This window comes from Staphylococcus schleiferi, assembly GCF_025558325.1.
GTDB lineage: Bacteria > Bacillota > Bacilli > Staphylococcales > Staphylococcaceae > Staphylococcus > Staphylococcus schleiferi.
In genome coordinates this window covers 1,166,272-1,183,909 of sequence record NZ_CP094712.1, presented here as the reverse complement: position 1 = coordinate 1,183,909, position 17,638 = coordinate 1,166,272, and the positions used below count along the sequence as shown (strand labels likewise).

15 protein-coding genes, 1 riboswitch and 1 other annotated feature are annotated in these 17,638 nt (G+C 35.6%); all 15 genes read right to left on the bottom strand.

Going from position 1 to position 17,638, the window contains the following annotated elements; all coding sequences use genetic code 11:
- Positions 1-201 precede the first annotated feature (201 nt).
- The 15 genes from tig to polA all read right to left on the bottom strand — a co-directional run bounded on the left by tig (position 202) and on the right by polA (position 17,358).
- Positions 202-1,521 carry a trigger factor gene (gene tig, locus MUA40_RS05510; protein ID WP_016425299.1) on the bottom strand — a complete coding sequence of 440 codons (1,320 nt, stop codon included), beginning with the start codon at positions 1,519-1,521 and terminating at the stop codon, positions 202-204.
- Between the two features lie 87 nt (positions 1,522-1,608).
- Positions 1,609-2,532, bottom strand: a complete 924-nt coding sequence (locus tag MUA40_RS05505; protein WP_262570009.1) for a hypothetical protein — start codon at positions 2,530-2,532, stop codon at positions 1,609-1,611.
- A 9-nt stretch (positions 2,533-2,541) separates the two neighbouring features.
- Positions 2,542-3,153, bottom strand: a complete 612-nt coding sequence (locus MUA40_RS05500) for an NUDIX domain-containing protein (protein WP_016425301.1) — start codon at positions 3,151-3,153, stop codon at positions 2,542-2,544.
- A gap of 151 nt (positions 3,154-3,304) precedes the next feature.
- The gene (gene rplT / locus MUA40_RS05495) at positions 3,305-3,661 is read right to left on the bottom strand and encodes a 50S ribosomal protein L20 (protein WP_016425302.1); all 357 of its coding nucleotides are present in this window, start codon (positions 3,659-3,661) and stop codon (positions 3,305-3,307) included.
- Between the two features lie 73 nt (positions 3,662-3,734).
- Entirely contained in the window at positions 3,735-3,935 is a 201-nt protein-coding gene (gene rpmI, locus MUA40_RS05490; protein WP_016425303.1) for a 50S ribosomal protein L35, read from the bottom strand.
- Positions 3,936-3,960: 25 nt separating this feature from the next.
- A complete protein-coding gene (gene infC / locus MUA40_RS05485) occupies positions 3,961-4,488 on the bottom strand; it encodes a translation initiation factor IF-3 (RefSeq protein ID WP_081635164.1) in 528 nt (175 codons plus the stop codon).
- 24 nt (positions 4,489-4,512) lie between these two features.
- Positions 4,513-4,649: a sequence feature (ribosomal protein L20 leader region), on the bottom strand.
- Between the two features lie 41 nt (positions 4,650-4,690).
- Positions 4,691-6,199: an amino acid permease gene (locus tag MUA40_RS05480; protein WP_016425305.1), complete on the bottom strand. Its 1,509-nt coding sequence runs from the start codon at positions 6,197-6,199 to the stop codon at positions 4,691-4,693.
- A 142-nt stretch (positions 6,200-6,341) separates the two neighbouring features.
- Positions 6,342-6,513, bottom strand: a riboswitch (Lysine riboswitch).
- Positions 6,514-6,569: 56 nt separating this feature from the next.
- Positions 6,570-8,507, bottom strand: coding sequence for a threonine--tRNA ligase (gene thrS, locus MUA40_RS05475; protein ID WP_167732795.1), 1,938 nt, complete (start codon positions 8,505-8,507; stop codon positions 6,570-6,572).
- A 314-nt stretch (positions 8,508-8,821) separates the two neighbouring features.
- Positions 8,822-9,745 (bottom strand): primosomal protein DnaI, encoded by a 924-nt coding sequence (gene dnaI / locus MUA40_RS05470; protein ID WP_262570006.1) that lies wholly within the window; start codon positions 9,743-9,745, stop codon positions 8,822-8,824.
- A complete protein-coding gene (locus MUA40_RS05465; RefSeq protein ID WP_126496236.1) occupies positions 9,745-11,124 on the bottom strand; it encodes a replicative helicase loading/DNA remodeling protein DnaB in 1,380 nt (459 codons plus the stop codon). The genes dnaI and MUA40_RS05465 overlap by 1 nt, the downstream gene beginning before the upstream one ends.
- A 3-nt stretch (positions 11,125-11,127) precedes the next feature.
- Positions 11,128-11,595 carry a transcriptional regulator NrdR gene (nrdR, locus tag MUA40_RS05460; RefSeq protein WP_050330704.1) on the bottom strand — a complete coding sequence of 156 codons (468 nt, stop codon included), beginning with the start codon at positions 11,593-11,595 and terminating at the stop codon, positions 11,128-11,130.
- A 229-nt stretch (positions 11,596-11,824) separates the two neighbouring features.
- Positions 11,825-12,838 carry a glyceraldehyde-3-phosphate dehydrogenase gene (locus tag MUA40_RS05455; RefSeq protein ID WP_167732793.1) on the bottom strand — a complete coding sequence of 338 codons (1,014 nt, stop codon included), beginning with the start codon at positions 12,836-12,838 and terminating at the stop codon, positions 11,825-11,827.
- Between the two features lie 350 nt (positions 12,839-13,188).
- Entirely contained in the window at positions 13,189-13,824 is a 636-nt protein-coding gene (gene coaE, locus MUA40_RS05450) for a dephospho-CoA kinase (protein WP_016425311.1), read from the bottom strand.
- Positions 13,825-13,838: 14 nt separating this feature from the next.
- Positions 13,839-14,711 carry a bifunctional DNA-formamidopyrimidine glycosylase/DNA-(apurinic or apyrimidinic site) lyase gene (mutM, locus tag MUA40_RS05445; protein ID WP_126496235.1) on the bottom strand — a complete coding sequence of 291 codons (873 nt, stop codon included), beginning with the start codon at positions 14,709-14,711 and terminating at the stop codon, positions 13,839-13,841.
- A 19-nt stretch (positions 14,712-14,730) separates the two neighbouring features.
- Positions 14,731-17,358, bottom strand: a complete 2,628-nt coding sequence (polA, locus tag MUA40_RS05440; RefSeq protein ID WP_016425313.1) for a DNA polymerase I — start codon at positions 17,356-17,358, stop codon at positions 14,731-14,733.
- Positions 17,359-17,638: the final 280 nt, after the last annotated feature.

Genomic DNA, 17,638 nt, shown 5'->3' with positions numbered 1-17,638 from the left:
TCTAATCGTTGATTCTTATATTGACTATGCATCTTATCGAATTTGAAATAGCCAATAAACGAAAATGAGAGTGGGATTATAGAAAACTTTGAGTTCAAGAATTCAATATCCCACCCCCTCAAGGGTCAATTTATTACAGTTGCGCTAGCCAACATTGAGTGAATGTTCGATCTAACCATCGTATCACTCAACATACTTTAATTAAGCTTCTTCGCTTGCTTCGTTATCTTCTTTTGCTTCAACTAATTTCGCTTCATCAACTAATAAATCAATTACTTTTTTCACACGTACATCATTTTTAACGATGTCAGTATTACCTAAAGTGTTTTTGATGTCTTCTACTGAAATGTTGAATTGTTCACTCATAGTTTGTAATTCTTTATCAACATCTTCTTCAGAAACTTCGATATTTTCAGCTTCAGCGATTGCTGCTAAAGTTAAGTTAGTTTTTACACGTTGTTCTGCATCGTCTTTCATTTGACCACGTAAGTCTTCTTCAGATTGACCAGAAATTTGGAAATAAGTTTCTAGGTTAAGACCTTGTTGTTGTAAACGTTGCGCAAATTCTTGAACCATACGATCTTCTTCTGTTTTAATCATTGCTTCAGGAATATCTACTGTAGCATTGTCAGTTGCTATTGTAATTGCTTCTTCTTTTTGTAAGTTTTCAGCATCTGTTTCTTTTTGTTCAGTTAATTGTTTACGTAAGTTTTCTTTGTATTGTTCAACGTTATCAGCTTCAGAATCAAGTTCATTTGCTAACTCGTCGTCTAACTCAGGCACTTCTTTAGTTTTGATTTCATTAATTTTTGTTTTAAATGTAGCTGGTTTACCCGCTAATTCTTCTGCGTGATATTCTTCAGGGAATGTCACTTCAACTTCTTTTTCTTCTCCTACTTTCAAACCAACAAGTTGTTCTTCGAAACCTGGGATAAACATACCTGAACCGATTTCTAAGTCGTAACCATCTGCTTGGCCACCTTCAAATTGTTCGCCGTCTACATAACCATCAAAGTCTAAGTTAACTGTATCGCCTTCTTCAACTTGACCGTCTTCTTTAATAACCATATCAGCCATAGCTTCTAAGCGTTGTTCAATTGTTTGTTCAAGCTCTTCATCAGTTAATTCAGTTTCTTGTTTTGTGATTTCTAATCCTTTGTAATCACCTAATTGAACTTCAGGTTCTACTGTAACAGTAGCATCGAAAGTAAATGGTTTACCTTTTTCGATTTGTGTTACTTCAATTTCAGGTTGATCAACTGGATTGATATCTGCTTCTACTACAGCCTCACTGTATGCTTTTGGTAACAAGATATCAACGGCATCTTGATAAAGTGCTTCTACACCAAAACGTTGTTCGAAAATTTGGCGTGGTACTTTACCTTTGCGGAAACCAGGTACATTGATTTGTTTAACTACTTTTTTGAACGCTTGATCTAACGCTTTATCTACTTCTTCTGCAGGTACAGTTACTTGTAGTAACCCTTGATTACCTTCTTTTTTTTCCCAAGTTGCTGTCATGTATAAAAACCTCCATGATTTTTCATTTTTAAAATTTTTCAACTTCTTTATTATAGCATAGGTTGTCAGTGTTTGAAATAATGATACCTATGTATTTAACGATTTTATCAAGTTAAATATTGCAGTTGTCGCGCCATCTGTTTCATATTCGAAACCCATTAACGCTTTAAAATAGTTCATATAGCCCTCAATCCATGTATCTATGGACGCCTCTTCCAAAATATCAACCGGATATAACGCGATATTATGCGTATGAAGGTGAACATAGTCTTCGTGAACAAAGGATGGCATTTCTGATTCTAAACGATGTATGATGCGGGGCAAAAGCTCAGTTTTGAATGTCGTTTGTTCAATGCCGCTCAGTTCACTTGGCTTTACTTTCAAATTGCAAAATGGTTTTTCCACTTGAACGCATTGATTGTAACGAGCAAAACGTAAATATTCAAGCATTAAATTTTGTATATTCATTGGCAAGGTTTCATTTTGCAAGAGATAGGCTATCGTTGACTGAAATTGATATGCGCTATCATCGATTAAACTTAAAAGCAGTTGTGTTTGTTCACTTTGATCCAAATAAGTGAAATTTTGCAAACGGTGTGCCATATAATCTTGTCGTTCGTCTAATTTGGATTGTGCTTGATCTTTAATCGGCAATAAAATGAGCCTTGTCTCATGTTCGCGCACTTCATCAATCACTTGTGTAATCATCTCAACTACCGAATGATAATGTCCTAATGCAAATAAACTTTTAATGTAATAAATCATCAACGTGTCATAAGGCTGAAAACCTTGCACCATTAAAATGTTAGATTCTTCTTTTAGCTCTAAATAAGCTTCGAGTTGCCATAGCACTTCACACTTCATTAAAGCAAGTTCTGGCGACAACTCGAAATGGCGTTCATATGCATTGAAAGCATCATAAGCACGTTCGTATTGTGCTTGCTTCATTGCCTCATCGATATCCTTCATAAGTTTGTTCTTCATTTTTGGAAAAGGAATAATGTCAGACATTGCATTCACCTATTTCATTTTTTCTAAAATCAGTGCACTCCATGATTCAAATATAGATAAATCTTGAATGTTCTCTAGTGATTGCCATTCTATTTTTAAAGTGTCTGTTTCTTGCACTTCTACTTCTTCTTGCTTTACATGCACTTTAAAAACAACACCTAAGTGTACACGGCCAACTTCATTATTATCATCGTTAATAAAACCGATAAAGTTAAGTTCCTTACTATCATCAACGGTTAAACCAACTTCTTCTTCAAGCTCACGGCTCGCATTGATTTTAATGACTTCTTCGATATTGTGTGCATCAGGCACATCGTTCATATGGCCACCAACACCAATTGAAGCACTGCCGTGTAAACGCGCTTCGCCGCCGCCTTCTAATCTTTCATAAACTAAAATTTCACCGTTTTCATTTTCTAATAGACAATAACTAATTAATTGCTTGAATGAAGGGTCTTCTTCCATATCACCGCGTCTTTTCACTTCATAATCGGCTAGCGTTTGATAAATAGACTGACCTTTGTTATCCGTACGAGGTAAAAAACCATTAAAGGCATTTTCTTCATTATTAAATAGTCGTATACGAGGCACAACAGTAATTTGCTCATCAAATTTTGACATGATTAACTCCTTTATGTTTTTTATATATCGTAACAAAATTTATAAAAAATGGTAAAGCCTTAAATAAAAAGACTCTCTTCAAAGTGGTTACTTAAGCAGTATCTACTTTGAAGAGAGTTTGCGATTTAGACGCTAACGCTTCTAAATATAATTATTTTAAAGCTGCTTTAGCTTGGTTCACTAATTCAGCAAATGCTTTTTCATCAGAAATTGCGATTTCTGATAACATTTTACGGTTAATGTCGATACCCGCTTGTTTTAAACCGTTCATTAAACGAGAGTAGCTCATATCATGTTGACGTGCAGCAGCATTGATACGTGTAATCCATAATTTACGGAAATCACGTTTTCTTTGACGACGGTCACGGAATGCATATTGACCTGATTTCATAACTTGTTGTTTTGCAACTTTATATAATGTGCTTTTCGCACCGAAGTAACCTTTAGCTAATTTGATTGTCTTTTTACGACGCGCTCTTGTTACCGTTCCACCTTTAACACGTGGCATAATAAATTCCTCCTTTTGTCTCTAGGGTATGCTCTGTCATACCTCATCTCAATCTTTTATTCTTTATTAAATATTATTTTACGTATGTTAATAATTGTTTAACGCGTTTTGCATCACTTTTTGAAACTAAAGAAGCTTTACGCAATTTACGTTTTTGCTTTGTAGATTTGTTTGCGAATAAGTGAGACGTATAAGCTCTAGAACGTTTAAGTTGACCAGATCCTGTTCTTTTTACACGTTTCGCAGCTCCGCGGTGGGTTTTCATTTTAGGCATGATGTTTTCCTCCTATAATCACTTTTTATTTTTCATTAATTGGGGCTAACATAAGGAACATTTGGCGACCTTCCATTTTAGGCTTTTGCTCTATTGTAGCAAGGTCTTTACACGCTTCAGCATATTTTTCTAAAACGCGTTGGCCAATTTCTTTATGTGTAATTGCACGCCCTCTGAAACGAATTGAAACTTTAACTTTATCACCTTTAGTTAAAAATTTACGTCCGTTTTTAAGCTTTGTATTGAAATCATGATCTTCAATAGTCGGGCTAAGACGTATTTCTTTAACATTGATGACTTTTTGTTTCTTTTTCATTTCTTTTTCTTTTTTCTGTTGCTCGAATTTGTATTTACCGTAATCCATAATACGAGCAACAGGTGGCTTAGCGTTTGGAGCGACAATTACGACATCTAAACCAAGTCGATCTGCCATCTCCAATGCTTCATTTTTAGATTTTACACCAATTTGATCACCATTTTGACCGATGACACGTAATTCTTTTGCGCGAATCTTTTCATTAACTTGCGTTTGATCCTTAGCTATTGTTGACACCTCCAAAAAATTTACGAATGGTCCAAGCACGAAAAAAAGCGAGGGTGCGTCACCCCCGCTCTTCACGTTAACATGAACATACTTCACATGTTTAATCGTTAACCTGCCAACAGCTTTTTGCGTCGCTACAGGTGAGAAGCGGGAAGCTTCTACTTGGTCCGTTTCGTATTCAACAGATACAATCATACCAACGTATTAAACTTTAGTCAATGTTTTTTTGGAAGTTTTTTTCAATTGTTTCAACATTTTTATCTAAGTTAACTTCTTTTACTGGAATTAGTTTCGTTTTATATTTCAGTTTATGATAAAAGAAAAAGATTAAGAATACCGGAATACCCATGTACGTAATTAAGAAACGGTTGAGATCAAAGCCGCCACCTTGAATTAAATCAACGTCCTGTCCAATAATGACAATGGTACAAAGAACACCAGCAAGAATTGGACCAAATGGGTATAACTTCGCTTTATATTTTAATTGATCGATATCGTAGTTTTGTGCGTGGAAAGCTTTTCTAAATCGGTAATGACTGATTGCAATACCGACCCATGCAATAAAGCCTGTTAGACCACTGGCAGCAACGATATATTCATAAGCGTTACCGCTAAGATGTTGTACTGTAAAGATCAAAATAACGATAGCAGCAGTAGAAAGCATAGAAATGATTGGCGTTCCATTTTTGTTCGTTTTACTAAACACTTTTGATGCTAAACCATCTTTACCCATTGAATAGAGCATACGCGTACTTGCGTACATACCGGAATTACCTGCAGATAATACTGACGTTAAAATGACAGCATTCATAAATGAAGCAGCGAAGGCTAAACCAGCATTTTTAAATACAAGTGTAAACGGTGAAGTTGCAATATCATCGCCACCACCCATAAGTGCTGGAGAGTTATAAGGAATCAACATACCGATAATGAAAATCGCAAAAATGTAAAATAATAATATTCTCCAAAAAACTTGTTTAACCGCTTTTGGTACTGCACGTTCAGGATTTTCAGATTCACCTGCTGTAATCCCAATTAATTCTGTCCCTTGAAATGAGAAACCTGCAATTAAAAATACACCAAAAATAGCAAGCAAGCTTCCACCTACACCATCACCTAATAATGGAGCATCACCTTGAGTAAATGTGTCAAAACCAACGGCTTTACCACCCATAATACCAAAGATAGTCAGCACACCTACAATAATGAAAATAATGACAGTTGCGACTTTAATAAATGCAAACCAATACTCACTTTCACCATAAACTTGCACAGATAAAGCATTAAGCCCAAAAATAATGACCATAAAGATACAGCTCCATGCCCATGCAGGTAAAAATTGTAATGGTGCCCAGTACTGAATGACTTGTGCAGCAATTGTGACATCTGCTGCAACAGTAATAACCCAGTTAAACCAATAGTTCCATCCTAAAGCGAAGCCTAAAGAAGGATCGACAAACCGTGTTGCATACGTACTAAATGAACCTGAAACGGGTAGATATGTCGCCATTTCTCCAAGTGAAGTCATCAAGAAAAACACCATAATCCCAATAATGGAATAGCCAAGCAAAGCCCCTAAAGGTCCTGCATCATGAATGGCACCACCAGAGGTCATAAACAAACCTGTACCAATCGCTCCACCTATAGCAATCATTGAAATATGTCGATCTTTCAAATGACGCTGGACTGTATTTTGATTTTCATTTTTTTCGTTACTCATTTTCCTAATCCTTTCCTAATTGCTTAGAGGTTTAGACAAATCTTGTGTCGCTAGATGAATTACGCAAATTAAAACGACCTTAATAGAAACGAAAACAGAGATTGCATCAAAAATTCCGGACGCAACCTCAGTTAATTTTATATTAATAGGTAGCGCATCACTGTTGTGACAGTCTAGTTCCTTTCGAATACTAGCCCAACAAGAAGTGTTGATGATCACTTCTCATTTCGGCGACTTTCCCTTTCATCTTATGGTGTCAGTATCATCAATACAAACCAAGGATTACTCTTTAAAATCGCGCCTCTAACTCAATCAAATAATATTTATATTTAGATTATACTATACATCAGTCTTCATATAGTAGCAATAATTATCTCTGTTTTTTTAATCGAATTTCGTCAATCAATTCCCACACAAATGTATCTTTTTCTACTGTTTTTTGATCTTTAGAACCATATTGACGAACATTGACTTCATTGTTTTCGATTTCCTTATCTCCAACTACTAATTGGTAAGGAATTTTTTTCATTTGTGCCTCTCTTATTTTATAACCCATTTTCTCATTACGATCGTCGATATGCACGCGCACACCTTGAGATTTCAACTCATCATGAACTTGACGTGCGTAATCATAATGTAAATCGTTGTTAACAGGAATAATTTCAACTTGTTGTGGTGCTAACCAAGTTGGGAATGCTCCTTTTGTTTCTTCAGTTAAAAAGGCAACAAAACGTTCCATTGTTGAAACGACACCACGATGAATGACTACAGGTTGGTGTTGTTCTCCATCTTGTCCAATGTAAGTTAAATCAAATCGTTTTGGCAATAAGAAATCGAGTTGTGCTGTTGATAAAGTTTCCTCTTTACCCATTGCAGTTTTAACTTGAACATCAAGTTTTGGACCATAAAATGCCGCTTCACCCAACGCTTCCTCATACGGTAAACCAAGTTCATCGACAGCTTCTTTCAACATTTTTTCTGCTCTATTCCACATATCGTCATCATCGAAATATTTTTCTTTGTCTTCAGGGTCGCGATAACTCAAACGGAATTTATAATCTTCAAAACCAAAATCTTCATAAACGTCTAAAATCATTTTTACAACGCGTTTGAATTCATCTTTAATTTGATCGGGTCTTACAAAAATATGTGCGTCGTTTAAAGTCATGCCTCGAACACGTTGGAGCCCTGAAACAGCACCACTTGCTTCATAACGATGCATTGTACCTAACTCAGCGATACGAATAGGTAATTCACGATATGAGTGTGGTTTGTTAGCGTAAATCATCATATGATGCGGACAGTTCATAGGTCTCAATACCATCGCTTCGTCTGCATCAAGTTGCATTGTTGGGAACATATCTTCTTGATAATGATCCCAATGGCCTGAAGTTTTATAAAGATCAACATTCGCCATTACAGGTGTGTATACGTGGTCATACCCAAGACTTACTTCTTTATCAACAATATAGCGTTCGATTTCACGACGAATAGTTGCGCCATTCGGTAACCATAGTGGTAAACCTGCACCTACAAGCGGATTATTCGTAAATAACTCCATTTCTTTACCAATACGTCTGTGATCACGTTCTTTTCGTTCTTCTAACATTTTCAAGTGGGCTTTCAAGTCTTTTTTATCAAAAAATGCTGTACCGTAAATACGTTGTAACATTTTATTATTGCTATCACCACGCCAGTAAGCGCCAGCAGTTGATAAAAGTTTGAAAGCTTTAATTTTTGATGTTGAAGGTACATGGACACCTCGACAAAGGTCAGTGAACTCACCTTGACTGTATAGTGTTACAGACTCATCTTCTGGAATGGCTTCTATTAATTCCAATTTGTACGGGTCGTTCGCAAAAAACGCTTTAGCTTCATCTCTTGAAACAACACGGCGTTCGATTTTTTGATTTTCATTAATGATTTGATTCATTGTTTTTTCAATTTTTTCAAAGTCATCACTCGAAACTTTTTCTTCCATATCAAAGTCATAATAAAAACCTTCATCGATTACAGGACCGACACCAAATTTAACGTCACCATATAAACGTTTTAAAGCTTGTGCCATCAAATGCGCTGTAGAATGTCTTAGTACTTCCAAAGCTTCTTCACTACCTGGTGTAATGATTTCAAGTGTTCCATCTTCTTCTAATGGACGAGTCAAATCCACCATCTGTTGATTATATTTACCAGCAACCGCTTTTTTTCTCAATCCTGGACTAATGGATTGTGCTATCTCTTCTGTAGTTATACCATGTTCGAAAGCTTTCTCACTTCCATCTGGAAAACGTACTTTAATTTCTGACATAATGTTCCTCCTATCATTGATTGTCGTTAAAGTTTTGAAAATAAAAAAGACCTCATCCCAACAAAGGGACGAGGTCTTCGTGTTACCACCCTAATTTGCCATATACATTACTGCAATGACATCTCTACATAAGATAACGGTCTTGAGCCGGGTATTCATTACAAACACCAATCTATAGAGGGAGTAACACAAAGGGTTATGCACTACATTCTCATCGCCAGTAGCTCTCTGTACCATAACTTCATTCGTATCGTATCCTCAAACTTTAAAATCAATATTTATTTATCCTTATTATAACGCTAAAATTTATTTTTTCAATGCTTTCTATAATTTTCTCCTTCTAATAAATACGCATCACTTAGAGTTTTGACACGCTCCATAATACGTTTCGCTTTCATCACATCTGTCCCATTTTTTGTAGTCGCCAAATGATCTTCTAATTCTTGTAAACTCATATTCGAACTGAAAAACGTTGGGAGTTCTTGAATCATTCGATAATGTAAAATAGGGCCTAAAACTTCATCACGTACCCAAGGTGTCATATCTTCTGCACCTAAATCATCTAAAAAAAGAACTCGCGCTTCACGCACTTGTTGAATACGTTTGGAAGTCGAACCGTCTTTAAAACCATTTTTTAATGTACGTATAAATTCAGGCACATAAATAATCATTGAAGGCACCCGGTTATCCTTTAATTCGTTCGCAATTGCACCCAAAATAAAGGACTTTCCTGTGCCGAACTCTCCGTATAAGTAGAGTCCTTTCACAGGCCGTTTATCAATCATCGCATCAATCAAATCATCTAGCCTCATAGCTAAATCCAAGCGATTACGTCTCGTCATATAAATATCTTTGATTTTAGCATTAAGTGTATCTGGATGCATATGGAAAGATGTAATCATACTTTTAGCATGTTGCTCTTCGTCATGTCTTATTTTGCACGGACAAGGGTAGTAACGAATTTTAATATGCTGGTTTTCAATATAAAGTTCAGGAATATGACCTTTTACAAAGTTTGGGCAGTTTTCGTACGTGTGCGAACCATCATAATGCTTTTGTTGATCTTTATACTCTTGAAGAATATTTAAATCTTCATCAATCATTCTGTTCGTTACTTCTGATTGATGTGCATTCAAGAAAGCTTTTACATCTGGATCATTTAATACTTGTCGTTTAATCTCTTGTATTTTTTGATCAAGTTTTTGATGGTTTCCCATAATACTATTGAAACTTTTCATTAATCTTCACCTGCCCGTCTTTTATTTTTTAGTTTATTAAGAAACGCCTCTCTATCTTTTGCTAACGCTTCTTGATCTTCTTCTTTTTGTTGATATTCTTCCGGGTGTGTAATCCAACGTGGTTGTTTTTCTGATGATGCTTGACGGTAGCCACGCTTTTGCTTTGGAGCAGTGGATTCAAAGCGTTTTTGATTTGCATTATCTTGATTTTTTTGAACTTCCATTGCTTTCTCATACGCTGTTCGTGCATCGGTTACACCACTTTTTTTCCAAGTCGATGCAACAGAATAAACATATTTTTCTGGTAAATTATTATCCGTCTTTTGCATCACAAACTGTAACAAAATATTAATAACACCAAAACTAAATCCTTCTCGCTGCATCAACTCCTCTATCATCTCTTTTTGATAGCGTGGAGGTTCAGATCCACCATAGGATGTCAGCATCACAATCGGACTTGTATGATCCATTAAATCAAACCATTCATCCCAGTTTGACACTACATTAGCTTCGGTTGACTGATTTGGTTCATCACTTGCGAGTTCAAGATTCTGTGCTTGTAACGCTGGCAATTCTTGCTGATGTTCCATAAGATAATAGCTTTGTGCCTGTTTTCTTAAGTTAGTAACTGACAATGATTGATCGGCATTGAGTGATTTTAAAATAATCGCTTTCATCACATCCGGTGATAGACGATATAATGTTGCCAGTTGGATAATTAAAGATTTCGTTGGCTCTGAAAGAATATTTTTACTTACATAATGAGATTGTAACATGTCGGCTAACAACTCAAAATCAAAGTAAACGTCTGTTAAGTCCAAACCTTCAAATTGCTGTTCTTTAAGATTTTCGTCTGGTGTCACCATTTGATATTTTGGTACTTTAAATACATCTGTAAATTTTTTAGTTACTTCTGTAAAGCCTGTTAAATCTTTAGATGTAGGTATAAATGCCTTTTTAATTTGGTGATAGCGTTGTTGACCAACTACTTCGTAAAAGTATATGGATAACATTGGATCATTAAAAAAGCGCTGTGCCGAAGGAGGTGGCAATAATTCATAAACGAACTGAGTTGTATTCTCAGATTGTTGAACAAACGTTTTTAATAGTCCTATTCCTTCAAGTAAATCTAAAAACTCTCTAAACTGTCTTAAGCCCATTTTTAATTCTGACATCATTGTATAATGGGTATAGCCCTCTTCAAAAGATACACCTTCAAATTGGTTTAAAAATTGATATACACCAATTGCTTCGGCACCAATTAAAGGTGTGAACAGACGGCTTAACACATCGTAATGCACCGCGTGAAAATGGAAACGGCGCATGACGATAAATCCATCGTGTGGACTTAATTGGCTTTGATAAATGAATTGACTCATTATTTATTCACTCCGCTTGTTTTCTTTCAAAATCCCCTGCATTGATTTCAATAACTGATCAACATCTTTAAACTCTCGATAAACGGATGCAAAACGTACATAAGAAACTTGGTCAACATGCATCAATAAATCCATCACGTGCTCCCCTATTTCTCGTGATGAAATTTCAGCAATACCCGATTCGCGTAATTTCCATTCAACTTGATTCGTAATTTCTTCGAGTTGTTGGAATCGGACGGGACGTTTTTCACATGAACGTACAAGTCCGTTTAAGATTTTCTCCCTATTAAATTGTTCTCTTGTACCATCTTTTTTCACAACAATGAGCGGACTCATTTCTATATGTTCAAAAGTAGTGAAACGTGTCCCACAATGTTCACATTCACGTCTTCTTCTAATAGCATTCATATCATCTGCATGTCTCGAATCTACAACTCGAGATTGCGTATGATTACATTTTGGACATTTCACGACTTTGTCACCCTCTTCATCTTAATTTTGTTTAATTATACTACAAACCTATTTATTTCAAAAGTTACGCCTATTTTAACGCAATTGAAATCGTAATTTTTCTTTTTTGCACAAAAAAAGCTGAGACAATTTCAAAATCGTCTCAACCTTTATATTGATATTAGTTAATATAAATATTTTGATGTGAAGTGTTCTCAGTCTCATGCTCGCTTATTGACACATTAGAATGTTATGCAACTTTAACTTTGAGTTGTGATGCGATTTGCTGTAATACATCGACAACTCTTGTGGAATAACCCCATTCGTTATCATACCATGCGAGTACTTTAACTTTTTTATCCCCCATTACAATCGTAGACTCAGCATCAATAATTGCAGAATGCGCATCTGTCGTAAAATCATCTGAAACCAATGGCTCATCAGAAATTGCAACAACTTGATCTAAATCATTCTCTCTAAAAACACGATTAATTTCTTCTTTTGTAACTGTTTGTTTTAAATCAACGACTAAATCGACTAAAGATACATTTTTGGTTGGTACACGAAGTGCCATACCATGTAATTTACCCTCTAACTCTGGCAAAACGAGTGATAATGCTTTGGCTGCACCCGTTGAAGTCGGAATAATGCTTTCAAAGGCAGCACGTGCGCGTCTTAAATCTTTATGCGGATTGTCCAAGTTATTTTGATCATTTGTCACAGCATGAACCGTTGTCATTAAACCATTTTCAATCCCAAAATGATCATTTAAAATTTTTGCGACAGGTGCTAAACAATTCGTTGTACATGAAGCATTACTGAACACATCATATTGCATGACGTCCAATTCATGATCATTTACACCTTTCACAATTGTCTGCACTTCTCCCCCTTTTGAAGGTCCCGTTAAAATTACTTTTTTCGCCCCTGCTTTGATATGAGCATTCGCTTTGTCACCATGATTAAATTTACCTGTTGCTTCCACTACGATATCAATATCAAGCGCACCCCATGGCAAATTTTCAGGATTACGATCTGAAACGAGTTTAATTTCTTTTCCATCTACTTTAATACCATTTTCAGTTGCTTCAACAGTCTGATTAAAACGACCGTGCGTTGTATCATATTTAAGAAGATGGGCTATCGTTTCAGGTGGATAACTTGCATTTAAAGCCACTACTTCAACATCTTCTCTATTCAATGCTACTCTTAAAACCATACGGCCAATTCGCCCTAAACCATTAATCGCAATCTTTGTCGTCATGATAAAAGCACTCCTTAATAATGTGTTATACTTATAGAAATTAGTATAGCATATTAAAGTCAATTTGAAACCGTTTTCTTTGATAATTTTTTCTTATTACTTTCAATAAATAACATTTGATGTATGTGTTTTTCACATATCGGCCAAATAGCATGATATATTAAAGACGAGCTATAGTGGAAAACCTATCGCTGAAACATTTTTCTTCACACTTAAATCGCTACTTATACTAGATTGTTTGTCACAACTTTCTAATAAAAACAACGCCCCGTTGTAACACATCACGTATGCCAAAAATGCTAAAAAATGTTTTGACATATGCTACCACAGGGCGTTGCTGAAAAATCATATTAAGTTATTTTATCGTTTTCATTAGAATCATCATTAGCATTTAAATAACCTTTTTCCGCTAAGACTTGTTCTAAATTTTGTTTTAATTCAAGCTTAGAGCCTAAGTTATCAATAACGACATCGGCCATTCTGCTCTTTTTATCAATGGAAATCTGACTGTATATACGTGCTTTAGCATCTTCAATTGATAACTGATTTCTTTCCATTAACCGATCTATTTGGATTGGCTCTGATGCATAGACAAGCCATACTTCGTCAACTGTATCTTCAAGTCCGTTTTCATACAATAACGGAATATCCATGACAACATCATAGCCTTCAGCTAAATAATGATCTCGCTCTTGTTGCATCAATTCACGCACAATCGGATGAACGATTTGATTCAGTTGTTTTCTTTTTTCATCATCAAAAAAAACTTGCTGCGCGATATAAGCGCGGTCCATTTCGCCATCTTCATTTATGGCTTCTTCGCCGAACTGTTCCTGTATTTGTCGTAAACCTTCAGAACCTTTTTCGACAGCTTTTCGAGATGCAAGATCTGCATCCACAATTTTAAATCCATGAACTTCTAATAACGCTGCAACTGTGGATTTGCCTGTTGCAATTCCACCTGTTAATCCAATTACTTTTGGCATAATCTCCCTCTTCCCTATCTTTGGCAAACCGGACAAAAATGTGTATTGCGCCCTGCAATAATCGCCGTTTCTATTGCCGAATCACAAGACGTGCAGTTTTTCTTCTTATAAACATTTAAATAATCTTGCATTGTTCCTTTTTGTCCATCTGCATGAACATAATCTGAGACGCTTGTCCCACCATTCAAAATACCCATATTAAGCACTTTCACAACACTATCGAATACTGCTGTTTTTTGTGTAGCTGATAACTGATTCACTTTCGTGTTAGGATTCAACTTCGCATCAAATAAAGCTTCACACGCATAAATATTACCACATCCGGCAATCACACGATGGTCTAAAATAAATGCCTTTATTGCCATCTTTGAGTATTTTCTTTCATTACTTTTAGACAGAAAATGTGCTAAAGCCTCATCTTCAAATGGCTCTGGTGCTATTTCTAATAAAGATGGATAATCCGTTAACGCTTCCACATTTCTAATTTCACCAAAGCGACGAATATCACTATACACCAGTTTCATACCATTTTCTAAATGAAAGACCACTTGCCAATGTTTTCGATAATTTAATATCGGTATATCACCGATTTCATTTACGATAAAAAATCCACCAGCCATGCCTAGATGAGATATTAAAATACGTTTTGATTGTTCATGTTGAATCTCAAATAAAATATATTTACTACGGCGCTGAATATTGGTAATCGTATAGTTCACTGTATATCGTTTAAAGTCATCAAGACTAATTCCTTTGATGATCGTTGCTTTTCCATTTTCTTTTCCTAAAATAACAGGTTGAGAAAAAGACACATCCGTAATCTTTTGGTTTAAAGCAAATGGTTTGATTCCTCTTGTGACGTGTTCAACTTCTGGTAATTCTGGCATTTTCGAACTGACCTACTTTCTATTTAGCATCATACCATGTACGTCCATAATCTGATTCTACACTTAATGGAACATCCAATTCTAACGCATTTGCCATAATATCTTCAACAAATTTACTAAATGCTTCCACTTCATCTTTCGGAACTTCAAAAATAAGCTCATCGTGCACTTGTAATAATAATTTGGCATTAAATTCAGTTTCACGAACTTTTTTATCAAAATTAACCATGGCCAATTTAATAATATCTGCCGCACTACCTTGAATTGGAGAGTTCATCGCAGTTCGTTCCGCGAAACCTCGCTTATTAAAGTTCCGACTCGTAATATCCGGAATATATCTTCTACGTTTTAGAAGCGTTTCTACGTAACCATTTTGTTTCGCATCTTGAACAATATTATCCATATAATCTTTCACGCCAGGAAAATGGTTCAAATAATCATCGATAAATCGTTGCGCTTCTTTTCGGCTAATACCCAAATTTTGACTTAAGCCGTAATCGCTAATGCCATAAACGATTCCAAAATTAACAGCTTTCGCTTGTCTTCTCATCATCGACGTTACTTGATCTGCATCCACATTAAACACTTTCATCGCTGTCGTCATATGAACATCTTCTTTATCGATAAATGCTTTTTGTAAAGTCGGATCTCCTGTAATATGTGCTAAAACACGTAATTCAATTTGAGAATAATCCGCTGCTAAAATAACGTAATCATCATGGGTCGATTTAAACGCTTTACGTATTTTTCGACCTTCTTCCAAGCGAATTGGAATATTTTGCAAGTTCGGATCGACAGATGACAGTCGACCTGTCTGTGCAAGTGTTTGATTAAAACGCGTATGAATTCTTTGATCATCCCAAATCACTTTTTGTAAACCTTCGACGTATGTCGACTGTAATTTAGAAAGTGTGCGATAAGTTAAAATATATTCGATAATCGGATGTTCACCTTGAAGCTTTTCAAGAACATCGACCGCTGTGGAATAACCTGTCTTCGTCTTTTTAATAATCGGTAACTTTAATTTTTCAAATAAAATGACACCTAACTGTTTGGGTGAATTAATATTAAAGGACTCACCTGCAAGGTCATGAATCGCTTGAATCAAATCATCCAATTGCGCTTGTAAATCTTGCTCCATATTTTTTAATGTTTCGACATCTGTATAAATCCCTACCGCTTCCATTTCACTTAATATTGAAGCGAGTGGGAGTTCAATTTCAGATAACAGTGCTGTTTGTTGGTGTGCCTCTAAAATTTCCATCATTTGAGGTTGGACTTCATGAATTGCATTTAAAATAGAAGCAATATGCGCATACAAAATTTCCTCTTCTGGTACGTGATATGATTTTCCTTTACCGTAAATAGCAATGTCGTCTTTTACATAAGTACGTTTAAAATGAGATACAACCGAAGCAATGTCATCTATCGTTCTAGAAGGATCAATGATATAACTTGCCAGCATCACATCAAAGCGAATATTTTGAATTGCAATCTCATTTCGTTTCATTGCGATATATGTTTTTTTCGCATCATAGACCCACTTTTCAGTCTCTTCATCTTCTAACCATTGGACTAAGTCTGAATGTTCTTTTAACTGATTAAATGGGATGACAAAATAATTTTGTCCATCAAATAAGCCAAATGTGAGTAAATCATCTTTTAAATAATTAGGCCCTGCAACCTCAACATGAATGGCCGCTTCTTTTAATCGAGCTAAATCTAATTTGGAAATATCTTGTGTGACTTTAAATTCTTTTGACGGAATAGCTTGAGTTGTTTCAATATCGATTTCTTCTAATAGTTGTCGAAATTCTAGTGTTTTAAATAGTGACACTTTTTCAGACTCGTCGATTTCTTGTGGTCGTTTGACATCATTTAATGTCACTGTAATCGGGCTTTCACAATTGATGGTTGCTAATTGCTTACTCATTAATGCATCTTCACGACTGTTTTCAAGTTTCTCTTTTAACTTTTTACCAGACACGTCATCAAGATGTGCATAAACACCTTCAACTGTATCGAATTGATTTAAAAGCTTGATTGCTGTTTTTTCACCTACACCAGCAACACCAGGAATATTATCTGATGTATCTCCCATCAATCCTTTTAAATCTATAATTTGCTTAGGCGTTAATCCATTATATTTTTCTGAAATAAAGGCCGGTGTATAGTGATCGACATCCGTAACCCCTTTTTTAGTATAGTAAATTGTGACATTCTCTGTCGCTAATTGAGTCAAATCGCGATCTCCTGTAATAATAATGGTTTGCATACCTGCTTCATCAGCAGCTTGACTCAAGGTACCGATAATATCATCAGCCTCGTAATTTTCTAACTCGTACCGCTTGATTTGATAGGCATCTAGCAGTTGACGAATATAAGGTAACTGTTCGCTGAGCTCAGGCGGTGTTTTTTGACGACCTCCTTTATATTCTTTATACGTGTCATGTCTAAATGTCGTTTTTCCAGCATCAAACGCAACTAAAAAATGAGTCGGCTGTTCTTCTTTTAAAATCTTTTCTAATAATCGTGCAAAGCCATAGACGGCATTTGTATGAATGCCAGCTTTATTTTTTAATAATGGCAAGGCATAAAATGCTCTAAAACTTAGACTATTACCATCTATTAATATGAGTTTATCCACGCAATTCCCTCCATTATCGTTTGTCTTTATTTTATCATATTCAGGCATAGAGATGTCATCTAACTCTTTTATTAGCAAACACCTCTTTCGATTAAAAAATATTCTGATTTGACGATCACATTAGCTATCAATACATAAAAAGAATGAGCGATGATAATTAAGATTTCGTTAAACCCTCCAGTTGGGCATTGATGAAATCTAATTGCCACTGTAACGTCAAAATTTAGCTTTGCTATTTTTCGTTACAGTTTCATCGTCTCATTCTCTCGTGATGCGGGAT

Excerpts from the sequence above, each read along its gene's own strand:
- rpmI (WP_016425303.1), bottom strand. The coding sequence starts at position 3,935 with ATGCCTAAAATGAAAACCCACCGCGGAGCTGCGAAACGTGTAAAAAGA.
- coaE (WP_016425311.1), bottom strand. The coding sequence starts at position 13,824 with ATGCCAAAAGTAATTGGATTAACAGGTGGAATTGCAACAGGCAAATCC.
- MUA40_RS05480 (WP_016425305.1), bottom strand. The coding sequence starts at position 6,199 with ATGAGTAACGAAAAAAATGAAAATCAAAATACAGTCCAGCGTCATTTG.
- MUA40_RS05465 (WP_126496236.1), bottom strand. The coding sequence starts at position 11,124 with ATGAGTCAATTCATTTATCAAAGCCAATTAAGTCCACACGATGGATTT.
- tig (WP_016425299.1), bottom strand. The coding sequence starts at position 1,521 with ATGACAGCAACTTGGGAAAAAAAAGAAGGTAATCAAGGGTTACTACAA.
- rplT (WP_016425302.1), bottom strand. The coding sequence starts at position 3,661 with ATGCCACGTGTTAAAGGTGGAACGGTAACAAGAGCGCGTCGTAAAAAG.
- MUA40_RS05500 (WP_016425301.1), bottom strand. The coding sequence starts at position 3,153 with ATGTCAAAATTTGATGAGCAAATTACTGTTGTGCCTCGTATACGACTA.
- thrS (WP_167732795.1), bottom strand. The coding sequence starts at position 8,507 with ATGTCAGAAATTAAAGTACGTTTTCCAGATGGAAGTGAGAAAGCTTTC.
- MUA40_RS05505 (WP_262570009.1), bottom strand. The coding sequence starts at position 2,532 with ATGTCTGACATTATTCCTTTTCCAAAAATGAAGAACAAACTTATGAAG.
- dnaI (WP_262570006.1), bottom strand. The coding sequence starts at position 9,745 with ATGAAAAGTTTCAATAGTATTATGGGAAACCATCAAAAACTTGATCAA.
- mutM (WP_126496235.1), bottom strand. The coding sequence starts at position 14,711 with ATGCCAGAATTACCAGAAGTTGAACACGTCACAAGAGGAATCAAACCA.
- MUA40_RS05455 (WP_167732793.1), bottom strand. The coding sequence starts at position 12,838 with ATGACGACAAAGATTGCGATTAATGGTTTAGGGCGAATTGGCCGTATG.